This is a genomic window from Gloeotrichia echinulata CP02 (genome assembly GCA_038087035.1).
GTDB classification, from domain to species: Bacteria; Cyanobacteriota; Cyanobacteriia; order Cyanobacteriales; family Nostocaceae; genus Gloeotrichia; species Gloeotrichia echinulata.
In genome coordinates, this window is record CP051187.1 from 1,993,878 (window position 1) to 2,018,607 (window position 24,730).

General features: G+C 43.1%; 18 protein-coding genes and 2 pseudogenes. 15 read left to right on the forward strand and 5 right to left on the reverse strand.

Features of this window, described 5'->3' with window-relative positions; all coding sequences use genetic code 11:
• Window positions 1–324: 324 nt before the first annotated feature.
• From HEQ19_08780 to HEQ19_08790, 3 genes are all read left to right on the forward strand, one after another.
• Entirely contained in the window at window positions 325–684 is a 360-nt protein-coding gene (locus HEQ19_08780) for a 2Fe-2S iron-sulfur cluster-binding protein (GenBank protein WYM03321.1), read from the forward strand.
• A 243-nt stretch (window positions 685–927) separates the two neighbouring features.
• A complete protein-coding gene (locus HEQ19_08785; protein ID WYL99608.1) occupies window positions 928–1,314 on the forward strand; it encodes a phage holin family protein in 387 nt (128 codons plus the stop codon).
• A gap of 128 nt (window positions 1,315–1,442) precedes the next feature.
• Window positions 1,443–1,634, forward strand: coding sequence for a YqaE/Pmp3 family membrane protein (locus HEQ19_08790; GenBank protein ID WYL99609.1), 192 nt, complete (start codon window positions 1,443–1,445; stop codon window positions 1,632–1,634).
• Window positions 1,635–1,770: 136 nt separating this feature from the next.
• Here HEQ19_08790 and HEQ19_08795 read toward each other — a convergent pair whose 3' ends face one another.
• Window positions 1,771–2,592, reverse strand: coding sequence for a histidine kinase (locus tag HEQ19_08795; GenBank protein ID WYL99610.1), 822 nt, complete (start codon window positions 2,590–2,592; stop codon window positions 1,771–1,773).
• Window positions 2,593–3,015: 423 nt separating this feature from the next.
• On the opposite strand from HEQ19_08795, the gene HEQ19_08800 reads away from it, so the two are divergent.
• The 10 genes and pseudogenes from HEQ19_08800 (at window position 3,016) to HEQ19_08845 (ending at window position 19,259) form a co-directional block, all read left to right on the forward strand.
• Complete coding sequence (locus HEQ19_08800; GenBank protein ID WYL99611.1) at window positions 3,016–3,240, forward strand: hypothetical protein; 225 nt, start codon at window positions 3,016–3,018, stop codon at window positions 3,238–3,240.
• Window positions 3,241–3,276: 36 nt separating this feature from the next.
• Window positions 3,277–4,296, forward strand: coding sequence for an aldo/keto reductase (locus tag HEQ19_08805; protein WYL99612.1), 1,020 nt, complete (start codon window positions 3,277–3,279; stop codon window positions 4,294–4,296).
• A 180-nt stretch (window positions 4,297–4,476) separates the two neighbouring features.
• Window positions 4,477–4,587: pseudogene (locus HEQ19_08810) on the forward strand (VOC family protein).
• 56 nt (window positions 4,588–4,643) lie between these two features.
• Window positions 4,644–5,768, forward strand: coding sequence for a transposase (locus HEQ19_08815; GenBank protein ID WYL99613.1), 1,125 nt, complete (start codon window positions 4,644–4,646; stop codon window positions 5,766–5,768).
• A gap of 208 nt (window positions 5,769–5,976) precedes the next feature.
• Window positions 5,977–6,267 (forward strand): hypothetical protein, encoded by a 291-nt coding sequence (locus HEQ19_08820; protein ID WYL99614.1) that lies wholly within the window; start codon window positions 5,977–5,979, stop codon window positions 6,265–6,267.
• 1,499 nt (window positions 6,268–7,766) lie between these two features.
• Window positions 7,767–11,885, forward strand: coding sequence for a DUF4082 domain-containing protein (locus tag HEQ19_08825; protein ID WYL99615.2), 4,119 nt, complete (start codon window positions 7,767–7,769; stop codon window positions 11,883–11,885).
• A gap of 400 nt (window positions 11,886–12,285) precedes the next feature.
• On the forward strand, window positions 12,286–15,501 hold the full coding sequence (locus tag HEQ19_08830) for a N,N-dimethylformamidase beta subunit family domain-containing protein (protein ID WYL99616.1): 3,216 nt from the start codon (window positions 12,286–12,288) through the stop codon (window positions 15,499–15,501).
• A 284-nt stretch (window positions 15,502–15,785) separates the two neighbouring features.
• The gene (locus HEQ19_08835) at window positions 15,786–16,634 is read left to right on the forward strand and encodes an alpha/beta hydrolase (GenBank protein WYL99617.1); all 849 of its coding nucleotides are present in this window, start codon (window positions 15,786–15,788) and stop codon (window positions 16,632–16,634) included.
• 222 nt (window positions 16,635–16,856) lie between these two features.
• Entirely contained in the window at window positions 16,857–18,569 is a 1,713-nt protein-coding gene (locus HEQ19_08840; protein ID WYL99618.1) for a serine/threonine-protein kinase, read from the forward strand.
• A gap of 87 nt (window positions 18,570–18,656) precedes the next feature.
• Window positions 18,657–19,259 (forward strand): hypothetical protein, encoded by a 603-nt coding sequence (locus tag HEQ19_08845; protein ID WYL99619.1) that lies wholly within the window; start codon window positions 18,657–18,659, stop codon window positions 19,257–19,259.
• Between the two features lie 2 nt (window positions 19,260–19,261).
• On the opposite strand, the gene HEQ19_08850 is transcribed toward HEQ19_08845, so the two are convergent.
• Window positions 19,262–20,185, reverse strand: coding sequence for a GUN4 domain-containing protein (locus tag HEQ19_08850; protein ID WYL99620.2), 924 nt, complete (start codon window positions 20,183–20,185; stop codon window positions 19,262–19,264).
• A gap of 79 nt (window positions 20,186–20,264) precedes the next feature.
• On the opposite strand from HEQ19_08850, the pseudogene HEQ19_08855 reads away from it, so the two are divergent.
• A pseudogene (locus HEQ19_08855) lies at window positions 20,265–21,089 on the forward strand (Rpn family recombination-promoting nuclease/putative transposase).
• A 203-nt stretch (window positions 21,090–21,292) separates the two neighbouring features.
• On the opposite strand, the gene HEQ19_08860 reads toward HEQ19_08855, so the two are convergent.
• The 3 genes from HEQ19_08860 to HEQ19_08870 form a co-directional block, all read right to left on the reverse strand.
• On the reverse strand, window positions 21,293–22,081 hold the full coding sequence (locus tag HEQ19_08860; protein WYL99621.1) for an ABC-2 family transporter protein: 789 nt from the start codon (window positions 22,079–22,081) through the stop codon (window positions 21,293–21,295).
• Window positions 22,082–22,238: 157 nt separating this feature from the next.
• The gene (gene cysK / locus HEQ19_08865; protein ID WYL99622.1) at window positions 22,239–23,201 is read right to left on the reverse strand and encodes a cysteine synthase A; all 963 of its coding nucleotides are present in this window, start codon (window positions 23,199–23,201) and stop codon (window positions 22,239–22,241) included.
• Between the two features lie 18 nt (window positions 23,202–23,219).
• Window positions 23,220–23,687 (reverse strand): Rrf2 family transcriptional regulator, encoded by a 468-nt coding sequence (locus HEQ19_08870; GenBank protein WYM03322.2) that lies wholly within the window; start codon window positions 23,685–23,687, stop codon window positions 23,220–23,222.
• Window positions 23,688–23,997: 310 nt separating this feature from the next.
• On the opposite strand from HEQ19_08870, the gene cysE reads away from it, so the two are divergent.
• On the forward strand, window positions 23,998–24,723 hold the full coding sequence (gene cysE, locus HEQ19_08875) for a serine O-acetyltransferase (GenBank protein ID WYL99623.1): 726 nt from the start codon (window positions 23,998–24,000) through the stop codon (window positions 24,721–24,723).
• Window positions 24,724–24,730: the final 7 nt, after the last annotated feature.

Consider the following 24,730-nt stretch of genomic DNA (forward strand, 5'->3'; position numbering starts at 1 on the left):
TTTGGTATAATAGCCTTTGTGGAAGGGTAATCAACCACATAAAAAACCCATTTGCTACCTAACAAGTAGACGCTGCACCTTCTCCCAAAGGGAGAGGCTACGCCAAGACAACTAAATCTTGCTGGTTCTACTTCGTAGTTCTAGTATCGCCTGGAAGTAGGTAAAAGATTTACAGGTACTAGACTAACAGCATTAAACTGCAAACAAATTTTGCACTATGTGCAACTATGGTCGGGCAGACCAAAAGTTAACGCTAGGGGAGAGAACCACCTCTGGCTTAGATACCGCAAGGGGTCTAGGCTAAGTGGACTCGTTGAACCAAGAATCCTTAGCCTAAAGGCTAAGGAGTGTCAACAAGTTCGACTGATTAATCCAGCAATTACATTAGATCGCACGATTCAAGTACCAGATGACCAATATATCCTTGACATAGCAGAAGACAATGGTATTCGCCTACCATCTGGGTGTAAACAAGGCGAGTGTTCTGTCTGCGTCGCCAAACTCGTCAGCGGTAAAGTTGATCAACGTGAGCAAAAATTTCTGCGTCCCCAGGAAATAGAGGCTGGTTATGTTGTTACTTGTGTAAGTTACCCGTTATCTGATTGCACATTAGAAACCCATCAAGAACAAGTTTTGTATAAATCCGCGCTTTACTATCAGCCTGATGTTGAGAAATCTGAGTAAATTTCACCCTTGACTCTTGACTCTTGACCCTTGACTCTTGACTCTTGACTCTTGACTCTTGACTCTTGACTCTTGACTCTTGACTCTTGACTCTTGACTCTTAATCCTTGTCACTACCTCAATAATCAGCTGAACAATAATCAGCCGAATGGTAGGAACAAATCTACCATGATAAAGATGTTAAAGCCTAGCACATAGCTAAAAATAACATTATCTATAGTCTGAGATGTTGAGGTGACAACAATGTGGGCAACATTTTTAATTGCGCTAGCTACAGCTTTAAGTCTGCTGATTGTGGATATAGTTGTTCCAGGCGTCGATATTGCTAATTTTCCTGCAGCTTTAATTGCAGCGCTGGTTATTGGTTTAATCAATGCTGCAGTGAAACCAATTCTATTTACCCTGTCATTACCACTTAATCTCTTAACTTTAGGAGCATTTTCCCTCGTCGTCAACGGTATCTGTTTTTGGTTAGCAGCGGTTCTGGTTCCTGGGTTTAGAGTGGACGGAATTATCGCTTTTATTCTCGGTCCAGTAGTTCTTTCTTTAGCTAATACTTTCCTGACTAATTACTTTGCTGAAAGAAATATTGACCTCCAACCTAAGAACAAGGTTAAAACCGAATCTTGATTATTGTGTAGATAGCTGGAGATTTTGTCTATGATTTCTCCTCTCAAATGATTCCTGGGGTGGAGTGCGTAACTTCGATTAATCAGGAGAATGGAACTAAACAAAGTTTGAAAATTAGCAGCAATATCATGAACTTAATCCGGTTACTTCTAGGTTTTTTCTTACCTCCTGTAGGCGTTTTTTTGACAGTTGGCGTCGGACCCACTTTATTGATTAATATCTTGCTGACTCTTCTGGGTTGGCTTCCTGGTAGTATTCATGCACTTTGGGTCATTACGAAGCATGAAGAAGCAAACAATAGACAACAGGGTTTTTACTAGTAGCCAGTTGTAGGGTGCTTCAGTAGGGGCGCAAGGGGGCGTAAGGGGGCGTAAGGGGGCGCAAGGCCTTGCGCCCCTACTGTTGTGATTTCAATGATTAGGAATTAAGTTTGACACACCCTACCACTATGAGTAATTATTTCTTTGTATCTGTGGTTTCTAATACCTTAGTTTCCTCAGCTTTATGGGTAGGTTCTTTATCTTTAAGCCAATCAGTTGCTGCTAGCAACAACTCTCTCAAAGTTTGTTTGATCTGGCGTTCTTTTTGAGCTATTGTTGTACCCGCTTCTCCCAGTTTATCTTCTAACTGCGATCGCTTGTGTTCGACCTGTGTAGCTAAGGCTTCAGCTTGGGGGCGAGTCTGATTATACCATGTTTTCGCCTCATCTAAATAATCCTTAACCTCCTCAGAACGTCCGCCATAACGTGCAGCTAAATTAGCTCTGACAATAGCAATTTGCGCTTGCAGTTGAGCGTAGCGCTTTTGTAATAAAGCTACTTCATCACTATTTTTGATGGTATTTATAGCAGATTGTACCACAGTTTTAGTATTGGTAGATGTTTGTTTACTAGTGTCTTCAATCTCTGCTAAAATACCGTCAATTTCTTGTTGTAGTTCTTCTTCTTCACTATTCAATTGAGCTTGTAGCTTCTTAAGCTCAGTCTGAGTTCTAACAATCGATTCGTGTCTTTGAATATTAATCCCCTCCAGCACTCCTTCAATTGAAGCTGTAACTTCTTCTTTGAGTTCGCTACCTTTTTCTTGTAAGGTTTCAATCACAGCAGAAACAGCATCTTTCGCCAGATTCCGAACTTCCCCAGAACCAGCTTTCAACTCAGACGCTAGCTGCGAAACTGCAGATTTAACAATTTCTCGAATTCTGTCAGTTCTTAACTGTCCCGTTTCTTTGACTTGTTCTAGATCTGCTTGAATTTGCTCTTTGATATTTCTAGCCATTTTCACCTCTTGGTATTTAACTAATTGGGATAAAATTTTGTAGGCACGATGCTATATCTTCATTATGGCGTAGCGTTGTTAGTCAAGGCACTTCCTTTAGATAGAACATTACGGCAAATTAGTTGATTAACAAGAGTTAAGAATCAAGAGTCAAGGGTCAAAGGTCAAAACTACGGAAAATACCGTAAATTAGTTGATTAAGTTTTGTCCTTCACTGCTACAACAGGTAAGCTGTCGCACATTTAATTTGCACATCAATTAGTCAAGGCTGTCAAAAGTCCAGAGTCCAGATTTACCTTGACTTTTGACTCTTGACAAGCCTTATGAGTAACTATGCGACTTAAAAGCGTAACAGCTTAACATATACTCTGTTCCCCTTTTATGGGATGATTAATATCTGTTGGTAGCAAATGAGAGTTAATTATGTGGCGGGTAACTATTACTTGTTCTGGTGACGCCTGGAAGCAGTCTGCAACTGATTTTAAGTCAATGGCAGATAAGTATCAAGCCGATTGTATCTCTTCTAAAAAAATGCCTAATGGCACACGCATCATGGAATATAAGGTTGAAGATGTCAGCAATGCTGAATCATTTCAGGAAGATTGTGCAAGTCTGGCTGGATTTACGGCTGAATTTGAATCCTTGTAATCTTGTTTATTTAATTCCTCACCCCCAAATTTTAAAATGAATCTACCTGCTGCAAGCCGATTACAATTCACTCCCGATTTAAACATTTGTCGCATATTAAATGGTATGTGGCAAGTCTCAGGTGGACATGGACGCATTGACCCAAAAGCCGCCATTGCGACTATGTTCCAATATGTCGATGCAGGCTTTACAACTTGGGATTTAGCTGACCATTATGGACCTGCTGAAGATTTAATTGGTGAGTTTCGCCGGCAAATCATTGCAACTCGTGGTAAGGAAGCTTTATCTAACCTGCAAGCTTTCACCAAATGGGTGCCTCGTCCCGGTAAAATGACTAAAAAAATTGTCGAGGAAAATATCAATATATCCCTGAGAAGGATGGATGTTGAATCATTAGACTTGATGCAATTCCATTGGTGGGAATATCGGGATAAAAACTATCTTGATGCCCTTAAGTATATGGCAGAATTGCAAGATGAGGGGAAAATCAAGCATCTAGCTTTGACTAATTTTGACACTGAAAACCTGAAAATAATCGTCGAATCAGGCATCAAAATTGTTTCTAACCAAGTGCAATTTTCCCTAGTTGATCGCCGTCCAGAAGTAAATATGATTGAGTTCTGTCAACAGCATGACATCAAACTTTTTACCTATGGCACCGTTTGCGGCGGTTTGCTATCAGAAAAGTATTTGGGTAAACCCGAACCACGAGGATTTGATTTAACAACTGTGAGTTTGAAAAAATATAAAAACATGGTTGATGCTTGGGGTGGTTGGCAATTATTTCAAGAGTTACTTTCTACCCTCAAAGAAATTGCTGATAAGCATCAGGTTAGCATCGCCAATGTGGCTGTGAGTTATATATTAGATAAGCCAGCGGTGGGAGGTGTAATTGTTGGTGCGAGGCTGGGGATATCTGAACATTTAGAAGATAACGCAAAAGTGTTTGGTTTCAGTCTCGATGCTGCGGATTTAAATTTGATAAATGCGGTATCTCAAAAATCGCGGGATTTATATCAAATAATTGGCGACTGTGGCGACGAATATCGCCGCTGATCAGAGAATAGCAAAAAAAAACCCACCCCCAACCCCCTAAGCGCAAGCGAGGAGGGGGCTATCATATACCCAATTTGATTAGCACGAAATATAAGGTATGATTAATACAGCAAAAAATATCAAAAAGGGTCAATGGCAAAGCCACTACCCGGACGATAATTTAGGAAAGTTTATTCTGCCATGCTATCTAGCTCTAGCTCCGTGAATAGTGTCCTAGCTCCTGGTATACTCCGTAAAGTGCATCATATCGCCCTCAATGTCAAGGATATCCAAGCTTCCCGACACTTTTACCAAAGAAATGAGTTTAAAGCCTCGCCTTTCTAGGGCGACTTTGATATAATATTGCCATGATTACACTAAAGTTTAAGCTGTACGAACACAAAAGGAATAGACACCTGAAACGGATGATCAACGCCGCAGGGGTGATCTATAACCATTGTATTGCTCTACATAAACGGTACGAAAGCATGTGGAGCAAACACTTAAACTGTGCAAAACTCCAGTCTCATATTGCCAAATTAAGAAAACGTCATCAATTTTGGCAATCAATAGGTTCTCAAGCAGTGCAAGATATCTGTCAACGCATAGAGAAAGCCTACCAATTATTTTTTAAACATAATAAGAAAGGAGTCAGACCACCGAATTTTAAAAAGGTTAAAAAATACAAATCATTCACGCTTAAACAAGCAGGTTATAAACTTTTAAATGGGAATAGAATTAAAATTGCCAATCGAGTTTATCAATTTTGGAAATCAAGAGATGTAGAGGGAAAAATCAAAACATTAACCATTAAACTCACTGCACTAGGTGAGTTATTTATGGTGATTGTAGTTAATAATGAGTTAGAACCAGAAATTAAATCAACGACTGGTAAAATAGCGGGGTTTGATTTCGGATTGAAGACATTTCTAACTTGCTCTGATGGAACTTTAATTGATTCTCCACAATTTCTCAAGCAATCTCTGAATGCTATTAGGAAAGCTAGTAAGAACCACTCCAAAAAGGTAAAACGGTCAAATAATCGGGAAAGAGCTAGAAAAAATTTAGTTCGTCAACATGAAAATGTTTGTAACCGCAGACGTGATTGGTTCTGGAAATTAGCTCATGAATTGACAGACAAGTTTGATGTTTTATGTTTTGAAACCCTAAACCTCAAAGGTATGCAACGTCTTTGGGGTAGAAAAATATCAGATGTAGCTTTTGGAGAATTTCTCCAAATATTGTCATGGGTAACTAAAAAGAAAAACAAACAACTTGTTTATATAGATCAATGGTATCCATCTAGTAAAACGTGTTCTCATTGTGGGCATATTTTAGAGAATCTAGATTTATCCATAAGACAGTGGCGTTGTCCGTCTTGTCAATCAATTAATGGACGTGATGAAAACGCCGCGAGAAATATTCAAATGGTTGGGGCATCAACCATTGGCTTAGGTAATGTTAGACTGGCCATGCCAGCAATTGCTGTTTGACTCCAGAATCTGGGCCCTTTTAGGGCGGGGAGTATGTCAAGATCCTGATGGGTTTATGATAGAGATTCGCTCCGATCCTGGTAGTCAGGACTTCAGTGTGGTGTAGAGTGCGTCAGAAGAGATAATTTAGTAAAAATGAACCAATTTTCCACATCTGATGCACCCTACTAGTGTGCTACAAACTTCTAGTTTCACTATTTAAACGAAGATGATATCAACGCAAATGCTGAGGGTGATTGAAGAAGCTATCACAAAACCGCCAGTTCCCCACGAACCATATAAACATTCACTAAAAAATTGGGTGATGTATTGTCTGCGTGACCGAGGTTTTAAAGTGGTTTATGCTCAAAATGCCGACTTTGCGATTGAAACCAAGGGTAAGGATAAAGTGTATTTTAAAGTCTCAAATAACCAAGATGATGTAGATAATTCTTGTAGCTGGATTGTTTGGGATAGTACAACCAAAACCGCCAGGGTCATTCCATTCAATCCCACTTGAGGGAGATGGGGGAGATAAGGGAGTAATCTCAAGCGATAAGGAACTAGCGAAAATTATTCAACATCCTCATCCCCCTCATCCCCCTCATCCCCCTCATCCCCCTCATCCCCTCATCCCCCTCATCCCCCCCATCCCCAAAAACTCCACCCACAAGACGATGGAGTTTTTTAATCTCTGACTGTAGTATTTTCCTATACTATTCTGACTATGGATTCTCTGCCATTAATAAATAGTAGAAGATTGAGAAAAAGCTTTTGCAGTAACATTTTGAGCAAAAAAAACTACAATAATTACTACAAAACTTAATATAAAATGGTAAAAAAAGATACTTGTGTTTGAGATGTATATCATGTACGCTGGAATAGATTTATTTGAAAAATCTGGCTTCAGGATCTTTGAAACCACAGATAAACGCCGATAACCATAGATAACTATCAGCGGACATCTGTGTTAATCTGTGGTTTCATTTTTTTTAACTGAGATCATGTTCGGCTCAACACAAGTCAATTGCGAACCACCAACGGGAACCAGTTCCCCTGAAGGAGATTCCCGTACTCCAGAGGAGAAGCAAGCTACGCGGATAGTCCGGTTATGTAGAGCAATCTCAAGCGAAATATATCTTATGCATATAGATATGCATATGGATCAATAGATAATGTTTTATAAACATTGATATCCCTAGAATATCAAGAATATAACAAGAAAATATACATGTATAATAACTTGCTGTGATTTATGAAGGAGTTTTTCCCTAAAAGTGAAATATTAATCGACGCCAGAACTCAGCCATGCTGAAAATATTATATATATTTTAGCTATAATTAATACTCTTGCATTCATTAACTATTCGTATATATACGTATCAATAAGTCAAGTTGGCTATATTTTAGTCATTTATAGCCTGGCAAAATTCAGCAAATCTTTACGTATATTTAGTTACGATTTTTTTATATTGGTAAATGGACTCGAAAATTCTCTGAGAAGTTTTCGAGATTTTTCTTGATCAACAATTTAGCTATCGGGAGATATACTTAGTGTCTTTTTATTCAGAAAAATCCTACGACTTAAAAGCCTGTAATGCCTGTCCTTAATCAATATAAGGCATATTTGGCAAATTAGTTTGCAATTACAAAGGTATATTTATTGCAAAAAGGCGATGCAAAAGCGCCTCTCCACGAGACGCTATGTGAAGGCTTTTAAACAGGAGTTCAAAGTCGGCGATCGCCGTCATTGTCAAATCGTCACATTTAGTACATGATATACAGCACTACTTAATACGAGTTATTACGGTTAAAAAATCCCACCCCTTTTTAGGGATTAGTTGATCTGAAAGCAGGAATTAGCACATAAGTTTTGCTGATAAAAAGAGGAGCCTCTAAGCTTCAAAACCAGGAGATTCTAAGGATGATGAAAGAATGAATCGAAAATTTAGATACCTCATTCTTTGTTGCTGCACCATAGTACTGATACTCTTTCTGGGTCAGGTAGATGGGTATATAGTGGCACAAAAGAATTCTCAAAATTCCAATAATGGAGTGGATGCGCTGGCTTTTAGCCCAGATAGTAAGACTTTAGCCAGCGGTACTGATGATGGTCAGATCATACTGACGGACTCACAGACAGGTAAGGAGAAAGGAACGCTGTCGCCATCCTCAGATAGCTCCATTACTGGAGTTGCCTTCAGTTCGGATGGTAAAACCCTGATTAGTGTCGGTAAGGACAGCTTATTGAAAAAGTGGAATTTAGTAACCAGCAAACAAAGCCAGATTTTGCAGGGACACGAGGGTTCAATCAGGACAGTAGCTGTCAGTTCAGATAATAAGTGGTTAGCCACTGGGGCTGCGGACACTAAAGTTATTTTGTGGAACTCCCAGACCAACAAGCTAGACAAAGTTCTAGAAGGCCACAAATGTTTCGTTAATAGTGTCGCCTTTAGCCCAAAGCAGAATATACTCGCTAGCGCAGACGACTGCGGTTTGAGTATCCTTTGGGATCTCAAGACAGGTAAACAGATCCAGTCCTTGATTGGTCACTCCGATCCAGTCACGGCGATCGCTTTTAGTCCAGATGGCACAATCCTAGCCAGTGTGAGCAAAGACTCAACCGCCAGACTGTGGGATGTCGCCAAAGGTGAACAGATCAAAGTTCTCAAGGGAGCTACTAAACAGCTTTCAACAGTCGCTTTCACCAAAAATGGCAAGAACTTAATCGCTGGCGGCGATGAACAAGAAATTTTCCAATGGAATGTGGCAACCGGCAGCCTGCTCGGACGCCTGAAAGGGCATAATGGTGTCATCAATAAGATTGCTATTAGCTCAGATGGGCTTAACTTCGCCAGTGCCGACAAAAATGGTGTGGTTAAAATCTGGGACTCGGCAAATGGTCTGATCAAGCGCAGCTTCTCAGTACCCCGTAAATTGGGTAGAAATAAGAGCCTGAAAAGCCAGAAAGACCAGGACACCACTAGCTCAGTCAAAAAAGCTACTGTGACTGGGATGAAAAAAACAGTCATTGCGGCTGTATCACCAGCACCAGGTGGACCAATCTTGCTGATCACTACTACTGCTACCAACTCATTTAGCAACTACTACACAGAGATACTGCGAAATGAAGGACTCAATGCCTTCGATGTTAGTGATATCTCCTCAGTTTCTACAGCGACGCTGGCCAACTATGATGTTGTCATCCTTGCTGATATGACCCTCACGCCTGATCAAGTGACAATGTTCAGCGACTGGGTAACAGCTGGTGGCAATCTGATCGCCACCCACCCTGACAAGCAGCTTGCTGGTTTGCTGGGATTGACTGACGCTGGATCTACACTTGCTAATGCTTATTTGCTGGTGGATACTTCCACAGATGTCGGTAGTGGAATTGTCGGCCAGACCATCCAATTCCACGGCGCAGCAGACCTCTACACCCTGAACGGTGCTACCAGTATCGCTTCGCTGTACACAAATGCGACAACTGCCACCAGCAATCCAGCGGTAACACTGCATACTGTTGGCAGCAATGGTGGTCAAGCGGCTGCATTTACCTACGATTTAGCCCGTTCAATCGTCTACACACGTCAAGGTAATCCTGAATGGGCTACCCAGGAGCGTGATGCTTACACTCCAATCCGCTCCGGTGACTTGTACTATGGCAATAAAAGCGGCGATGCCCAAACAGATTGGGTTGATTTAAACAAGGTTGCGATTCCTCATGCAGATGAGCAAATGCGCTTGTTGGCAAACCTGATCATCAAAATGAACTTTGACAAGAAACCCCTACCACGTTTCTGGTATTTCCCCAACGGCAAAAAAGCGGTTGTACTCATGAGCGGTGACGATCATGCTAATGGCGGAACCGATGATCGGTTTGACCAATTTAAAGCCAATAGTCCATCTGGTTGTTCAGTCGAGAATTGGGAATGCATTCGCGGTACCTCATATATCTATCCCGACTCGCCGCTGACTAGCGCCCAGGCAGACGCTTACAATGCTGATGGCTTTGAAGTCGCATTGCATGTAAATACCAATTGTCAAGATTTTACACCTGCGTCGCTCGAATCAGCATATACACAACAGTTAAATAATTTTACTAATAAATACTCAAGTATCCCTGCCCCCTCAACCCAACGTCATCACTGCCTTGTGTGGAGTGACTGGTTCAGCACCCCACAAGTTGAACTGAATCATAATATCAGGCTGGACACAACCTATTACTACTGGCCGTCCTTTTGGATTCTTGATCGTCCAGGATTGTTCACTGGCTCTGGTATGCCAATGCGGTTAGCGAACACAGACGGGACAATGATTGATGTCTATCAGTCAGTTACCCAAATGACTGATGAGTCAGGACAGTCATACCCTTACACAGTTGATACTCTACTTGATCGGGCAATTGGAACCGAGGGTTATTACGGTGTTTTCAACGTCAATGCCCATACTGATGCTGCTACCTCATCAGTGTCTGATGCGGTAGTCAAGTCCGCTAAAGACCGTGGTGTACCGATTGTCTCTGCCAAACAAGTTTTGACATGGCTCGACGGTCGCAACACTTCGTCTTTTGGCTCCCTGACATGGAGTAACAACACTCTGAACTTCACGATCGCCAAAGGTACAGGTGCAACTGGTCTGCAGGCGATGCTACCAAATCGCTTTGATAACTTAGCCCTCATCAGCATCACTCTTGATGGCAGTTCAGTTACTCATACACCACAGGTAATTAAAGGTATTGAATATGCCTTCTTTCCAGGTAATGCTGGTTCCTACGTTGCTACATATACCTCGGATACCACACCCCCAACGGTAAGTTCTAATTCTCCTAGCAATGGAGCCACAGACGTTAGCACTGTAACCAGTGTCACAGCCACATTTAGCGAGCCAATAGATGGGACAACAATTAACACCAATACTTTTGAATTGCGAGATCAGGCGAACGCACTGGTTGCAGCCACCGTTACATACAACGTCGCCAACAGCACCGCAACCCTGACACCGAGCAGTTCCTTGGCTCTGGGGACGACTTACAGTGCCACCATTAAAGGCGGGGAAACTGATCCCAGGGTAAAAGATAGAGTAGGTAACGCCCTAGCGGCTAACTTTACTTGGTCTTTCACCACTGCGGCCACGTCACCTTCTGTAAGTATCTGGGATAACTCAACAACTCCAACGAACCCATCCAATAATGATGCTAAATCTGTGGAGTTGGGAGTCAAGTTCAAATCAAGTGTGGACGGTTATATCACTGGCATCCGGTTCTACAAGGGCAACAATGATACGGACACTTACATCGGTAATCTGTGGAACATTAATGGTGACAAGTTGGCGACAGCGACCATTGAAAACGAAAGTTCCTTGGGCTGGCTGCAGATCAATTTTAGTAACCCAGTGAAGATTGACGCTAACACCGTTTACGTAGCTTCTTACCACACGAATATTGGGCGCTACCCTGTTGATAATAACTTCTTTGCTAACTCTGGAGTCAGTAAATCACCAATTTACCTGCTCCGCGACGGTGAGAATGGAGCGAATGGTGTCTATAATTATGGTGCTAGTAGCTTCCCAAAAGACACCTATCAGTCTAGCAACTACTGGGTCGATGTCGTCTTTAGAACTAGCATCAGTGCTGGCATCACCCCATCAATATTCAGTCTCTGGAATTCGACAGCGACTCCAACTGTATTCGCAGATTCTGATACCAATCCTGTCGAACTGGGAGTCAAATTCCAGTCAGCTCAAAGCGGCTCAATTACTGGCATCCGATTTTACAAAAATCCCAGCGATACAGGTACTCACATTGGCAGCTTGTGGACAAACACTGGTAGCCTTTTGGCAACGGCTAGTTTTAGCAACGAAACCCCTTCCGGTTGGCAGCAGGTTAACTTTGCTACTCCAGTTTCAATTAGTGCTAACACTACGTATGTCGCATCATACAATACTAGTGCTGGAAGATACCCTATAAATATTGGGTATTTTGCCACTGCTAGGAATAATCCACCCTTGCAGGCCTTAAGCAATGAGGCGGTTGCAGGTAATGGTTTATATAAATATGGCTCGTCAACCCCTGTGTTTCCCAATGAAAGTTTTAATTCGAGCAACTACTGGGTCGATGTTGTATTTACTACGAACTAGTGGTTCGCCACTTTAACTTTGATAGGTTGGTTTGTAGTTGCGCTTCCCTACGGGAAAGCTGGGCTAATAGCGCTCTTGATTGTCGAGAGCGCTAAAGCGCAACTACGAACAACCCATCAAAACTTATCTGCTGGAGTAATAGTACTCTGTCAAGATAAAAATGATGGACTGTAGTGCGGGCATCTTGCCCGCGTGAGCGAGACGCTCACACTACCAAAAATCCCTCAAAACAAAATTGACAGACTAATAGTAGATCTGTGCTGAATTCAAAATCTTTCCCACTAACTAAGTAGTCGATTATGTAGCTTGATTTTTGCTGTATTGCGTGTTTCTTATACGCAATTCCACTAGATTGATATTATCTTTCAGGTAACTAATTTTATCCAAAGGAGTAGATTCAATGAAAAGGCTCATTCGCATGATCATGCTGATGATGCTAACTACAGTTCTGGTGTTGGGTCTGAATTTAGGATCTCATCTGTCGATGCAGAGAGTACTTGCGGCTGATCCCTGTACCTCCCCAGCGAACTCGATTGTCGCCGAGAACTGTCTAGCAGGCAATCCCAAAACCGAATGGGATATTAACGGTGTCGGTGACACAAGCATCGAAGGCTTCGCCACTGATATTAGCGTTAATCGGGGAAACACTGTTTCCTTTAAGATCAAAACTGATGCCACTAATTACAGCCTCGACATCTACCGTATGGGCTATTACGGTGGAAACGGCGCTCGTAAGGTAGCTACTGTTCAGCCTTCGACACCAGCGCCACAGAACCAAGTCAATTGCCTTAGCGATTCAACTGGACTTATTGATTGCGGGAACTGGGTAGTATCTGCATCCTGGGCTGTGCCAGCAACCGCCACCTCAGGGATATACTTTGCAAAAGCTGTGCGCTCCGACACTGGAGGCGCAAGCCATATATTCTTCATCGTTCGGGACGACGACAGCACTTCCGATATACTATTCCAGACATCTGATACGACTTGGCAAGCTTACAACAACTACGGTGGTAACAGCCTCTATACAGGTTCGCCTGATGGTCGCGCATACAAAGTCAGCTATAACCGTCCGTTCAACACTCGTGGAGTTGACAGCGGACAGGATTGGGTGTTCAACTCCGAATACCCAATGGTGCGCTGGCTGGAAGCAAATGGCTACAATGTCAGCTATTTTACAGGGGTCGATAGCGATCGCCTGGGAACTCTAATCCGCAATCATAAGCTGTTTTTGTCAGTCGGCCATGACGAGTATTGGTCTAACCAGCAACGGACCAATGTCGAAGCTGCGCGCAATAATGGGGTTCATCTAGCCTTCTTTAGCGGCAACGAAGTCTTCTGGAAAACTCGATGGGAAAGTAGCATTGATACATCAGTGACATCCTATCGCACCTTGGTTTGCTACAAGGAGACGAAAGCTGATAAAGTCATCGATCCGCAAACGCCCACCTGGACAGGTACTTGGCGCGACTCACGTTTTAGTCCACCAGCAGACGGTGGTCGTCCTGAGAACGCCCTAACGGGAACAATATTCAAAGTCAACGGGGGGACTACGGCTATCCAGGTACCTGCAGCGGATGGCAAAATGCGCTTGTGGCGCAACACAGATATTGCCACCCTCACTCCAGGAAGCACTGCGACACTTACCGATGGCACCCTTGGCTATGAATGGGATGAAGACGCTGACAACGGATTTCGACCCCCTGGCTTGATTCGGATGTCTACGACCACGGCCAATAATGTCGAAGTTCTACAGGACTTCGGCTCTACTTATAGCTCAGGTACAGCGATTCACCACCTGACTTTGTACAAGCATAGTAGTGGGGCGCTGGTATTCGGTGCTGGAACCATACAGTGGCCTTGGGGTTTAGATGGCAATCATGACCGAGGTACTACAACGCCAAATGTGGGGATGCAGCAGGCAACTGTTAACCTATTCGCTGACATGGGCGTGCAACCAGTTACGCTACAGAGTGGGTTGTTCTTGGCAGCAGCCTCAACAGACGGTACTGCTCCTACCTCAACTATTACTTCACCAACTGCTGGCACAAATGTGCAGACTGGTAGCCAGATCACAATTAGCGGCACAGCAGATGATATCGGTGGCGGTGTTGTTGGTGGTGTCGAAGTGTCAGTAGACGGCGGCACAACATGGCATCCCGCTGTTGGTCGCGCTAACTGGAGCTACTCTTGGAAGCCCAGTACAATCGGATCTGTTACTATCAAGAGCCGCGCCGCCGATGATAGCGGTAATATCGAGACTCCCGGCTCTGGGGTGACGATCACCGTTGGGCCACGCACCTGTCCCTGTAGTATTTGGGATGTCACAGCAACTCCCGCTGTCTTGGCAGATTCTGAAACCAGCGCTGTGGAACTGGGGGTCAAGTTTACATCAGATACCGAGGGCTACATCACTGACATCAAGTTTTACAAAGGTACAGGCAATACAGGTACTCATGAAGGTACGCTGTGGAGCAGTGATGGTCAGCAATTGGCGAGAGCAACGTTCACTAACGAAAGCGACTCTGGTTGGCAGCAAGTCAACTTTGATACTCCTGTTTTCATTACTGCCAACACTACCTATGTAGCTTCCTACCACACTAACGTTGGGCGCTACTCTATAGATACGGGGTACTTTGCCAACGCTGGTGTAGATAATCCCCCATTGACTGCGCTGAAAAACGGAGTGAGTGAAGGTAATGGTGTTTATATTTATAGCCCGACTCCAGCTTTCCCCACAGATACTTTTAATTCCAGCAACTACTGGGTTGATGTGGTCTTCACAACTAGTGTAGGACCTGATACAACTGCCCCAACGGTGAGTTCGACAACTCCCAGTAGCACCGCTACTGGGGTGAATGTAGGAGGGAGCATTACGGCTACCTTTAGCGAAGCAATAGATACAACAACGATTAATAACACTACTTTTGTATTGCAAGATGCAAACAATACATTGGTATCAGCCACTGTCACCTACAACACCAAGACGGCGACATTAACACCAAGTAGCTCATTGACAGGTTCCACGACTTATACTGCCACTATTACAGGTGGAACATCTGGGGTGAAAGATTTAGCTGGTAACGCTTTGGCGGCAAACTACACTTGGTCTTTTACCACGGGGACTGCATCGTTTACTATCTGGAATAATTCAGCGACTCCTGCTGTGTTAGCAGATTCAGATACCAGGGCTGTCGAATTGGGGGTCAAGTTCCGGTCAGATGTCCCTGGGAATATTACTGGCATCCTGTTTTACAAGAGTACCAGCAATACAGGTACTCACGTCGCCACGCTGTGGAGCAGCAGTGGTACGCTGTTGGGGAGGGCTACTTTCGCCAACGAAACTGCTTCTGGCTGGCAGCAAGTTAACTTTGCTACTCCAGTTTCCATTAGCGCCAACACTACTTATATTGCCTCCTACCACACTAACGTGGGTCGCTACTCTATAGACACGGGTTACTTTGCTAACACTGGTGTCGATAGTCCACCACTCTATGCCCTACGCAATGGGGTAAGTGGCAGTAATGGCGTCTACAAGTATAACCCCAACCCTGCCTTTCCCAACGATACGTACCAGTCAAGCAATTACTGGGTCGATGTTGTATTTACTAAAAACTAGAAGATTGATTCAGGCTTGAAGTGCCCAGGGGCACAGCAATGCTGTGCCCCTACTGTTGACGGTTAACTGCTAACTGTCAACAGCCAACGGTCAACAGTTGTGATTTACAGCCTTTTTCAGGTAAACAGACAACGCGGTAGGGGCACAGCAATGCTGTGCCCCTACGATGATCTGTGGTTCAATTAACTGAAAATTGCTGTAATACCTCTGTCCTACTCTTGGTGGGTGGCAGGTTTCGCAGTACCATAAAAACGCGAAGCTATCTCTTCAAGGGTGGATGTGCGATGACGCCTTTACGTCAAACCTTATCAAAACCTGATATCGAATTTTCTTATTTGGAGTGGCACCAAGGTCAAGAACCCTTGCTACTCTTACATGGCTTAGGCGACCATGCCCTTGTATGGTCTAGCTTGGCAGATTACCTAGGGGCAGATTATCACATCGTCGCCCCAGATATGCGCGGTCATGGTGAAAGCAGCAAGCCAGAACAAGATTATAGTTTTGAGAGTGCGATCGCAGACCTAGAAGCACTGTTAGATCACTTGGGATGGTCTACTGTTCATGTTGTGAGTCACTCATGGACGGGTAAATTAGCCGCCATCTGGGCAAGGCAAAATCCAGACAGGTTGCGAAGTCTGGTTCTAGTCGATCCGATTTTTATCTGGAAAATCCCCAGTATCTTCAAGCTAACTTTTCCCCTATTATATCGTGTCTTGCCTTTTCTCAAAAGCATGGGACCTTTTGCTAGTTATGAACAAGCCGAACAGCAAGCCCGTCAGTTAAGCCAATATCAAGGATGGACTCCTTTACACCAGCAAGCCTTCCAAGCTGGAATTGAACAAAAACCCGATGGTAGTTGGGGTAGCAAGTTTACTATTTCCGCCCGCGATGGAATTTTTGATGAAGTTCTGCGCGTCCCAGGTTTTACAATTCCCGTTGAGATTCCTACCCTCTTCATCCAGCCAGAAAAAGGTGTTAACCGTCAAAATTGGCAACTCCAACCCTATAAAACCTATCTCAAAAACTTAACCATTACCCAAGTTCCCGGAAATCATTGGCCATTTTTGACAGAACCTGAATCCTTTAACCAATCGGTCAAAACCTTCTTGGCACAGTTTTCCATAAGTTCGTAGTAGGGGCGCAAGGCCTTGCGCCCCTACAGACAAGGCCTTGCGCCCCTACAGAGTGATCTATTTACAGGGAGATACCGTAAAATCGGCAAAACTCTGCTTCCCTCTGGGTTTAAAAACCTAAGATTTTACACAAAATACAACTGAGAACACCACAGAACAGATAAATCTGATTATCATTAAACGGGAACGCCAAAAGTCAAATGTACTACGGATCAGCCAGTCATGAGCCTTTGTATTAATCCCGTTTGTCCTCAACCTAACCACTCAGATAATGATGAAAACCGCTTCTGTCAAAGTTGTGGTTCACAGTTGGAATTGCTAGGGCGATATCGAGTTTTGCGCCTGTTAAGTGACAAAACTGGTTTTGGCAAAGTCTATCAAGCATACGAACAAGATACCCCAAAAATCCTCAAAGTCCTCAAGGAAAATCTATCAGGGGACGCTAAAACAGTAGAACTATTTCAGCAAGAAGTAACTGTACTCGAACAGCTTAATCACCCTGGGATTCCCAAAGTAGATGGCTACTTTCAATATCAAAGCAGAAATGGTTTGGAATTGCACTGCTTTGTCATGGAGCAAATCGAAGGACCGAATTTAGAACAATGGCTAAAACAGCAGGAAAATCGCCCGATTTCCCAAGCACAAGCTATAGCCTGGTTGAAACAGTTAGCAATAATTTTGGATCTAGTACATGGTAAACAATACCTACATCGAGATATCAAGCCATCTAACATTATGATCCGCCCTAATGGGCAATTAGTATTAATTGATTTTGGCACAGCCAGACAAATTACTACAACTTACCTCGCCCAACTCAACAACGGTAATGGGGGTATGACGGCAATTATGTCATCTGGCTACAGCCCTCTAGAACAAATGAATGGTCAAGCAGTACCGCAATCAGATTTCTTTGCTTTGGGGCGCACTTTTGTATTTTTATTGACGGGAAAACATCCCTTAGATATGTATGATATTCAGCACAATGTTTTGCATTGGCGTAATCATACCACTCAAATTTCCCCCTTACTTTTGAATTTAATTGATTGGCTCATGGCATTAGAAATAGGCAAACGTCCTGCCAATGCTAAAGAAATTTTACAACGTCTAGAAGAAATTGAACACCAACTAACTGGAAGTACAGATGCAACGGTGAACTTAGTTGGGAGTCCGAAAATTGAAGAGTTAACCCAGTCAACGACTAAAACTTTATTACCCCAACAAAAGCAGTCAGAAAAAATCCCCCTACTGGCAATATTTTTAGCGCTGTTGGTATCATTAGGATTACTAGGCTTAATTGCTTTAGCAACCAGGTCAGGAAAATTTGCTGGAATTCCCAATTATGGACAAGCGCCAGAGAAAAAAGGCAAAGTAGATTATTTTCCTTATGAAGAAGGTAAAGATAGTCAAGGCAGAATCGCTGAGTTTAATATAGCTGTTTTATCAGTAGAATATAAATGGCTATTAGGCAGCAATTTTCAAATTAAATATAACGATAAAGTTATTAATCTTGACCTATTAAAGTCGAACCTAGAACAAGAAGGTATACAGAAGATAATGGAAAACCCCAGTGAAATTATCTCTGTAGGTACAGCTTCTTGTGAAGGTGACGTAGCTGTAGAAGAACGTAGAGCTTTAGAACGTTCCAAACAAATACAACTCTTAGCAAAAAAAATATTTAGTAATAATCGTAGCCTTCAAGGTTATCGCTTGTTAAATCTTGGTCAATTTCGCCGCAGTGATTGTCAACCAAATCAAGATTCAACGGCTTATCAGAGAAGTATTATAATTATTGGTGTTAAAAAACAATCAGAAGGTGTGATTTTAGATGAAGCGTTAAGAGATAGATTAGAAAAGAAGCCCTTTGCTGATTTTAAGTTAGAGGATTATTCTTTGGGTGCGGCACAGAAGTTTAAGACAATACCGAGTAATTTGTAGGTTGGAAGTAGGTCGGCGCAAATAAACGGTACTGGCTTTGGTCGTCATTTGTCATTTGTCATTGGTCATGCAATATATTTTCTTACCATGCCATACAGTCAATTTACCATCGAGCGAGTAAAACAAGATTTTCACCTGACTACTGTAGAGGGAGTGCGGTTTTTTCCAGACACGATGGAAGCGGTAACTCCAAGTTTCAGACTAGAAGGTATTTTAGAGGATTTATCCTGGGCGATCGCAGTCGATACGGAGAAAGCGCGTTCAGAAGTAATTATCAATCCGGTGCTGCTGGAAGTGCGACGTATTTTCAATCAGCAAATCAGCGTATTTTCTGGGGAAGAATTTAACGTAGATGCGAGTATTGGACTAAACGGTGTATGTGACTTCTTAATTAGTCGTTCACCTGAACAATTAACTGTGGAAGCGCCAGCAATTGTCATTGTGGAGGCGAAAAAATCTGATTTAAAATCAGGATTGGGACAATGCATTGCAGAAATGGTAGCCGCACAGCGATTTAATGAAGCGAAAGGAAAAACTATTACAGCCGTTTACGGTACAGTTACCAGTGGTACCCAATGGCGATTTCTCAAATTAGAGGAACAAACAGTAACAATCGATTTAATGGATTATTCTCTTCCTCCAATTGAGCCAATTCTGAGCTTTTTGGTGTGGATGGTGAACGCAGGTTGATTCTAAAACTTACAAATCTCTGCAAACTGTGGAAATGCGTTTCCTCGAACTAAACTAGCAGTTACAGGTAGATGTCCTGCTGGAGGATTTTGGAATTTTGGCTCCATTCCTGACTTATACTGGAATCTTCTAGTTTGCCAGTTGAACTCTTGCTCCACAGTCTTGCTAAAGATTCCACTTATCAAACTTCCCCATCCAACCTGATCGTACATCTTTTGCCAGTTTTGTCCCTGCTGCTGATAAATTAGTTGTTGGGCGCTGAAACCTAACTTTCCATCACTAGCTTTACGCCAGAGATCATCAATTGTTTTTAACTCAGTACAGGGCATACTCTTTATTTCATCGTAATTAATGTAGCCTCGTGATTGTGATTTTTCTCCGGCTATTTTTAATAATACTTCATAAGTATCTGCATCCGCTGCTTGCCAATTTTTTTGGCGCAAATATTCGCGTAACTGACTGTAGTTTAGTCCTCGTTCAGAAGCAAGAGGGACTTGAGAAAGTATATCAGTTAGTGTAGAAGGACTAAAAACCTTAATTAATCCTAAAGCAATCAAAAGGCTGACTAATGCTGCAAATCCTTGCGCTCCTGCTCCTAATGATGCTATTTTATGCCAAATTGTGACTTGTGGTTTTTTCTTGCCAGATGCGTTTGATGATCCTCGTGGTGATTGTAAAGCTATTTCTTGTATAACTTCATCGGCTGATTTATAGCGTTTTGCTGTGCCTAATTCTAGTAAATTGTCTAAGATTTTACCTAACTTATCGCTAACTTTCTTACTGCGACTTCGCCACTCCCAAGAGTTACTCCCATCATCAAAAAGCTTAACTGCAGAAGCATTGGTTAACAGGCAAATACAAGTAACTCCTAAGCTATACAAATCACTTGCAAAAACTTCTCTGCCTTTTTCTTGTTCTGGAGCCATAAAGTTTGCCGTTCCTATGACAGTTTTACCTGTCTTTGCAGTCTTGCGAAATTGTCCTGATGTGGTCATCTACTCCCCTATGGCTAAAGCAGCAGACATTAGCACCAAGCGATTAATCAGCCTCTCCCCCGAAAACTGGGTAAAATGGGTAACACAAATACCCGACATTCTCAGCGGAGAAATTCTCAATTCTGAATTCCAATGGATTAGCCGAGAAAGCGATGTATTAGTCAAAGCCACCAGTCCCCAATATGGTCAATTTCTCGTACTCAATGAGTTACAATTGCGGTATAAATCTGAAATGCCTAAACGAATGCGGGCATACGTCGCACTAGCAGAAGAAAAGTTCAATTTGCCTACCTATCCTGTATTAATTAACATTCTCAAAGACAGTGATGTGGAAATCCCCACGCGCTACGAATCAGAATTTGCAGGTTTACAGGCGCGTCAAGACTACCGCGTCATCAATCTTTGGGAAGTGGATGTAGAAATAGCGTTCAATCAACCCCTTCCCTCCTTGCTTCCCTTTGTACCAATTCTCAAGGGTGGTGCAGAAGAAGCGACAGTAAAACGCGCATTACAAATACTCCGCGCCGATGAAAAATTGAGCCAGTCAGAAACCGTCATGGCTTTTTTTGCTAGTTTCGTATTAGACAGCGCTTTAGTTCAGCAAATCATGAGGTGGGACATGGCCGTTTTACGCGAATCTCCCTGGTATCAGGAAATTTTGCAAAAGGGTAGGGAAGAAGGACGACGAGAAGAGAGGCTTTCTAGTATTGAACTGGATTTGGAGTTTAAATTCGGCGCTGATGCATTACAATTGATGTTATAAATTTATCCAATTTCTGATTTAGATCAATTAAAAACTATTCAGCGTGCCATCAAGACTGTAAATACTTTATAGCGTTTCTCACCCTAGTGAGGTACATCGGTAAGGGCACGGCAGTGCCGTGCCCCTACATCGCGTGATACAATTTTGTACCTCATCTGAATAGGAAGTGCTATAGACGAATTGCGCGTAATCATCCAAACTCTTCAAACTTCCTCAACTTAGCTAAATTACGGGGCGTGATAATTTTTAATTTTTAATTTTTAATTTTTAATTATTCACGCTCCCATCCCAGAATACCGCTTCAAACCCGCACGCCATAGCAACCGATTCAGACCTAAAAATAACAAGATCCAACCCAACATTGACAAAAATCCTCTTCCTAAATCCACAGGTAGCCCCATCAAAATACTCGCAGGGAAATCAACTAAATAAGGAAAAGGCGTCAACATAACTATTGCTCGCATAGGTTCAGGAAATACCTCTAAAGGCGCAATCAATCCAGACAAAAACAAATAAAACAAGAACCATAAATCTTCCAAAGCAGTAGCTCTTTCCGTCCAAAAGGCTAACATTGCAAAGGTGTATTGAATGACAAACCTTACAATAAAAGCCAGCACTACAGCCAACATAAACAACAAAACTTTACCCAAACTTGGCAACCAAAAAGCCTGGGGATAGAGAATAAAAAACAATGCCACTAATATTAAAGTAAACTGGATGCGAGCAAATCTATCAGCAACATGAGTAGCAACATGATGCCATACAGGATCAAGCGGTTGTAATAACTTGGGCGAAAGTTTACCTTCGACTATTTCCCTTTCAAAATCCCAAATTACCCAAACAACCGTGAATTGTCTAACAATAAAAACGGTGATAAAGTAACGGGCAAAATCTACAGGTGTCAAACCGAAGCGTCCACCTTGCGCCGCCTGTATCCAAATACCCATGAAGATAATAGGTAAAGAGCCAGACAAAACCCATAAAATCATTTCTGCTCGGTATTCAATTGTATAGGCGTAGTAAACCGAAAGTAAAGTTAAGGCTTTTCTGATAATTCGCTTCATGAGAACTGAGTGATAAAATAATTTTAAATCTTTTTCATTTGAACCACAGATCTTCGTAGGGGCGCAAGGCCTTGCGCCCCAAGGCCTTGCGCCCCAAAAGCGTGGTCTATTTACCTGAAAATGGGTGTGAAGTGTTTAACCAGAAATGATATGACAATTAAACTTTACTCAACCACTCAGTTTCTTCTGGTTCTCTAAATAATGAAGTACTCAGGTAGCGTTCGCCGAAGCTAGGCTGTACCATGACGATCAGCCGACCGGCGTTTTCTGGTCGCTGGGCGACTTGGATGGCGGCGTACAAAGCAGCGCCAGCAGAAATACCCGATAGCAAGCCTTCTTCTTTGGCTAAACGACGACTGTAGGCGATCGCTTGTTCATCGGCTACTTCAATGACTTCATCGACTAGATCGGCGCGATAAATTGCTGGGACAAATCCCGGACCAATTCCCTGGATTTTGTGCGGTCCTGGTCTACCACCTGCTAACACGGGGCTATTGCTTGGCTCAACGGCGATCGCTTGAAAACTGGACTTGCGTTGTTTAATTACTTCCGCTACGCCGGTAATTGTTCCCCCAGTACCCACTCCAGCCACGAGGATATCTACTTCCCCATCGGTATCGTTCCAGATTTCTTCGGCTGTGGTGCGGGCGTGGACTTTGGGGTTAGCAGGGTTGCGGAACTGCTGCAACATATATGCATTAGGCGTCTGGGCTAAAATTTCTTCGGCGCGGGCGATCGCCCCACGCATCCCTTCTTGACCCGGTGTTAACTCTAATTGAGCGCCATAGGCTCTCAACATTGCCCGTCTTTCCTGGCTCATCGTATCTGGCATGGTTAGAATGAGATGGTAGCCCTTAGCTGCAGCTACCATTGCTAGAGCAATTCCCGTATTTCCAGAGGTCGGCTCTATTAAACTTGTTTTGCCAGGATAAATCAAGCCTGCTGACTCTGCGGCTTCCACCATGCTGACCCCAATTCGGTCTTTCACCGAAGAGGTTGGGTTCATGCTTTCTAACTTCACGACAATTCGAGCTACTGCTCCCGCAGCTTGGGGAATCTTGTTTAATTGAACTAACGGACTCCGTCCCACTAATTCTGTAATATCTTTTGCTATCCGCATAAGGATACTCCTCGATGACTAAATGTAATACATCGGACTCTGCTGTGAGCGAGCCTCTCTTTGCTGGCACAAGTCTTGCAGTGTATAGCTATTCAATACCTCAACACAAGCAGAATTGGCTTTTTCCCAAATTTCTAATACCAGACTTCTTTCTAGAGTGGGAGCGTCAGAGCTGTCTTTCTCTTTTCGCTCACCTTCTACCAAAGTAACAATCTCTAGTAAGGTAATCTGCCAAGGTTCACGAACTAACAGGAAACCTCCTTTAGCGCCGCGTTGACTCTGCACCACACCCGCACGCCGGAGATTGGTCAAAATTTGTTCCAGATAGCGCTCAGGTATGGGTTGCTTGGCAGTGATCTCGCTCATGGTCAGAGGGACTTTTTTGTTATGGTGGCTTGCCAGTTCTAATAGTGCCAGCAGCGCGTATTCGACTTTGGAAGACAGATCCAAGAGAGAGTAGTTTTGGCTGTTCAAGTCTGTACTCAATATACTACGGTGGGCTGCTCGATTTATCGGATTTTATGGGTAATTGACTTTTCTTAAGGTGTTAGATGTGATAGCATCCCACTGATTACACATAAAATGACCACAAGCCTATCGAGTTACCGTAGATTATTGTACACAATTCCCATCAATGGATTGATATTTTGTGCGAATTATCTTGTTTTGCTTCCATATAGAGCAATCGCCAGGTTAGGACGTTCTAAATTACTCAAACCCTTGATGTAATTCCCTAGCCCCTAGTCCAAACGCCCCTAGCTATAGCCTCGTCTAACAACGCAGAACCCAACTAAGTATGCTATTAACTGATTTGCGAACCATTTATGAGCGTGACCCAGCAGCCCGTAACTGGCTGGAAGTTTTGTTTTGCTATCCTGGATTCCAAGCCCTTATTTTCCATCGGCTGGCACACAGGCTGTATAAAATTGGGCTGCCCTTTATACCTAGGCTGATTTCCCATGTTAGTCGGTTTCTCACCGGAATTGAAATTCATCCAGGGGCAGTAATTGGCAAAGGTGTGTTTATCGACCACGGAATGGGAGTGGTGATTGGCGAAACTGCGATTGTCGGTAATTATGCGCTAATTTATCAAGGTGTTACCCTTGGTGGTACTGGTAAAGAAACAGGCAAGCGCCATCCCACTTTAGGTGAAAATGTCGTAGTTGGCGCCGGTGCGAAGGTGCTGGGAAATATCCAAATAGGTGATCATGTCCGCATTGGCGCCGGTTCGGTGGTGCTGCGAAATGTGCCGAATAATACTACAGTAGTCGGAGTTCCCGGGCGTGTGACTCGCCAAAACAACTTGAGTGGTGATTCCCTGGATCATGAGAAAATGCGAGACGTGGAAGCTGAGGCGATTCGCGCACTATTTGAAAGAGTTAAAGCTTTAGAGAAAGAAGTCCAGCAGTTACAAGAAATATCTACTGAGTCCCCAAGCGAAGCAGAATTAAGAGAAAGCCAGAAAAATAAATGTGATGGCGATCGCCTAATTGTAGAATTTCTCGATGGTGCGGGAATTTAGGGACTTG

Bases quoted from the DNA above. Each gene is read 5' to 3' on its own strand.
- HEQ19_08795 (WYL99610.1), bottom strand. From the start codon at position 2,592: ATGGCTAGAAATATCAAAGAGCAAATTCAAGCAGATCTAGAACAAGTC.
- HEQ19_08860 (WYL99621.1), bottom strand. From the start codon at position 22,081: ATGAAGCGAATTATCAGAAAAGCCTTAACTTTACTTTCGGTTTACTAC.
- HEQ19_08840 (WYL99618.1), top strand. From the start codon at position 16,857: ATGAGCCTTTGTATTAATCCCGTTTGTCCTCAACCTAACCACTCAGAT.
- cysE (WYL99623.1), top strand. From the start codon at position 23,998: ATGCTATTAACTGATTTGCGAACCATTTATGAGCGTGACCCAGCAGCC.
- HEQ19_08845 (WYL99619.1), top strand. From the start codon at position 18,657: ATGCCATACAGTCAATTTACCATCGAGCGAGTAAAACAAGATTTTCAC.
- HEQ19_08830 (WYL99616.1), top strand. From the start codon at position 12,286: ATGAAAAGGCTCATTCGCATGATCATGCTGATGATGCTAACTACAGTT.
- HEQ19_08820 (WYL99614.1), top strand. From the start codon at position 5,977: ATGATATCAACGCAAATGCTGAGGGTGATTGAAGAAGCTATCACAAAA.
- HEQ19_08835 (WYL99617.1), top strand. From the start codon at position 15,786: ATGACGCCTTTACGTCAAACCTTATCAAAACCTGATATCGAATTTTCT.
- HEQ19_08790 (WYL99609.1), top strand. From the start codon at position 1,443: ATGAACTTAATCCGGTTACTTCTAGGTTTTTTCTTACCTCCTGTAGGC.
- cysK (WYL99622.1), bottom strand. From the start codon at position 23,201: ATGCGGATAGCAAAAGATATTACAGAATTAGTGGGACGGAGTCCGTTA.
- HEQ19_08785 (WYL99608.1), top strand. From the start codon at position 928: ATGTGGGCAACATTTTTAATTGCGCTAGCTACAGCTTTAAGTCTGCTG.
- HEQ19_08805 (WYL99612.1), top strand. From the start codon at position 3,277: ATGAATCTACCTGCTGCAAGCCGATTACAATTCACTCCCGATTTAAAC.
- HEQ19_08815 (WYL99613.1), top strand. From the start codon at position 4,644: ATGATTACACTAAAGTTTAAGCTGTACGAACACAAAAGGAATAGACAC.
- HEQ19_08800 (WYL99611.1), top strand. From the start codon at position 3,016: ATGTGGCGGGTAACTATTACTTGTTCTGGTGACGCCTGGAAGCAGTCT.
- HEQ19_08850 (WYL99620.2), bottom strand. From the start codon at position 20,185: ATGGCTCCAGAACAAGAAAAAGGCAGAGAAGTTTTTGCAAGTGATTTG.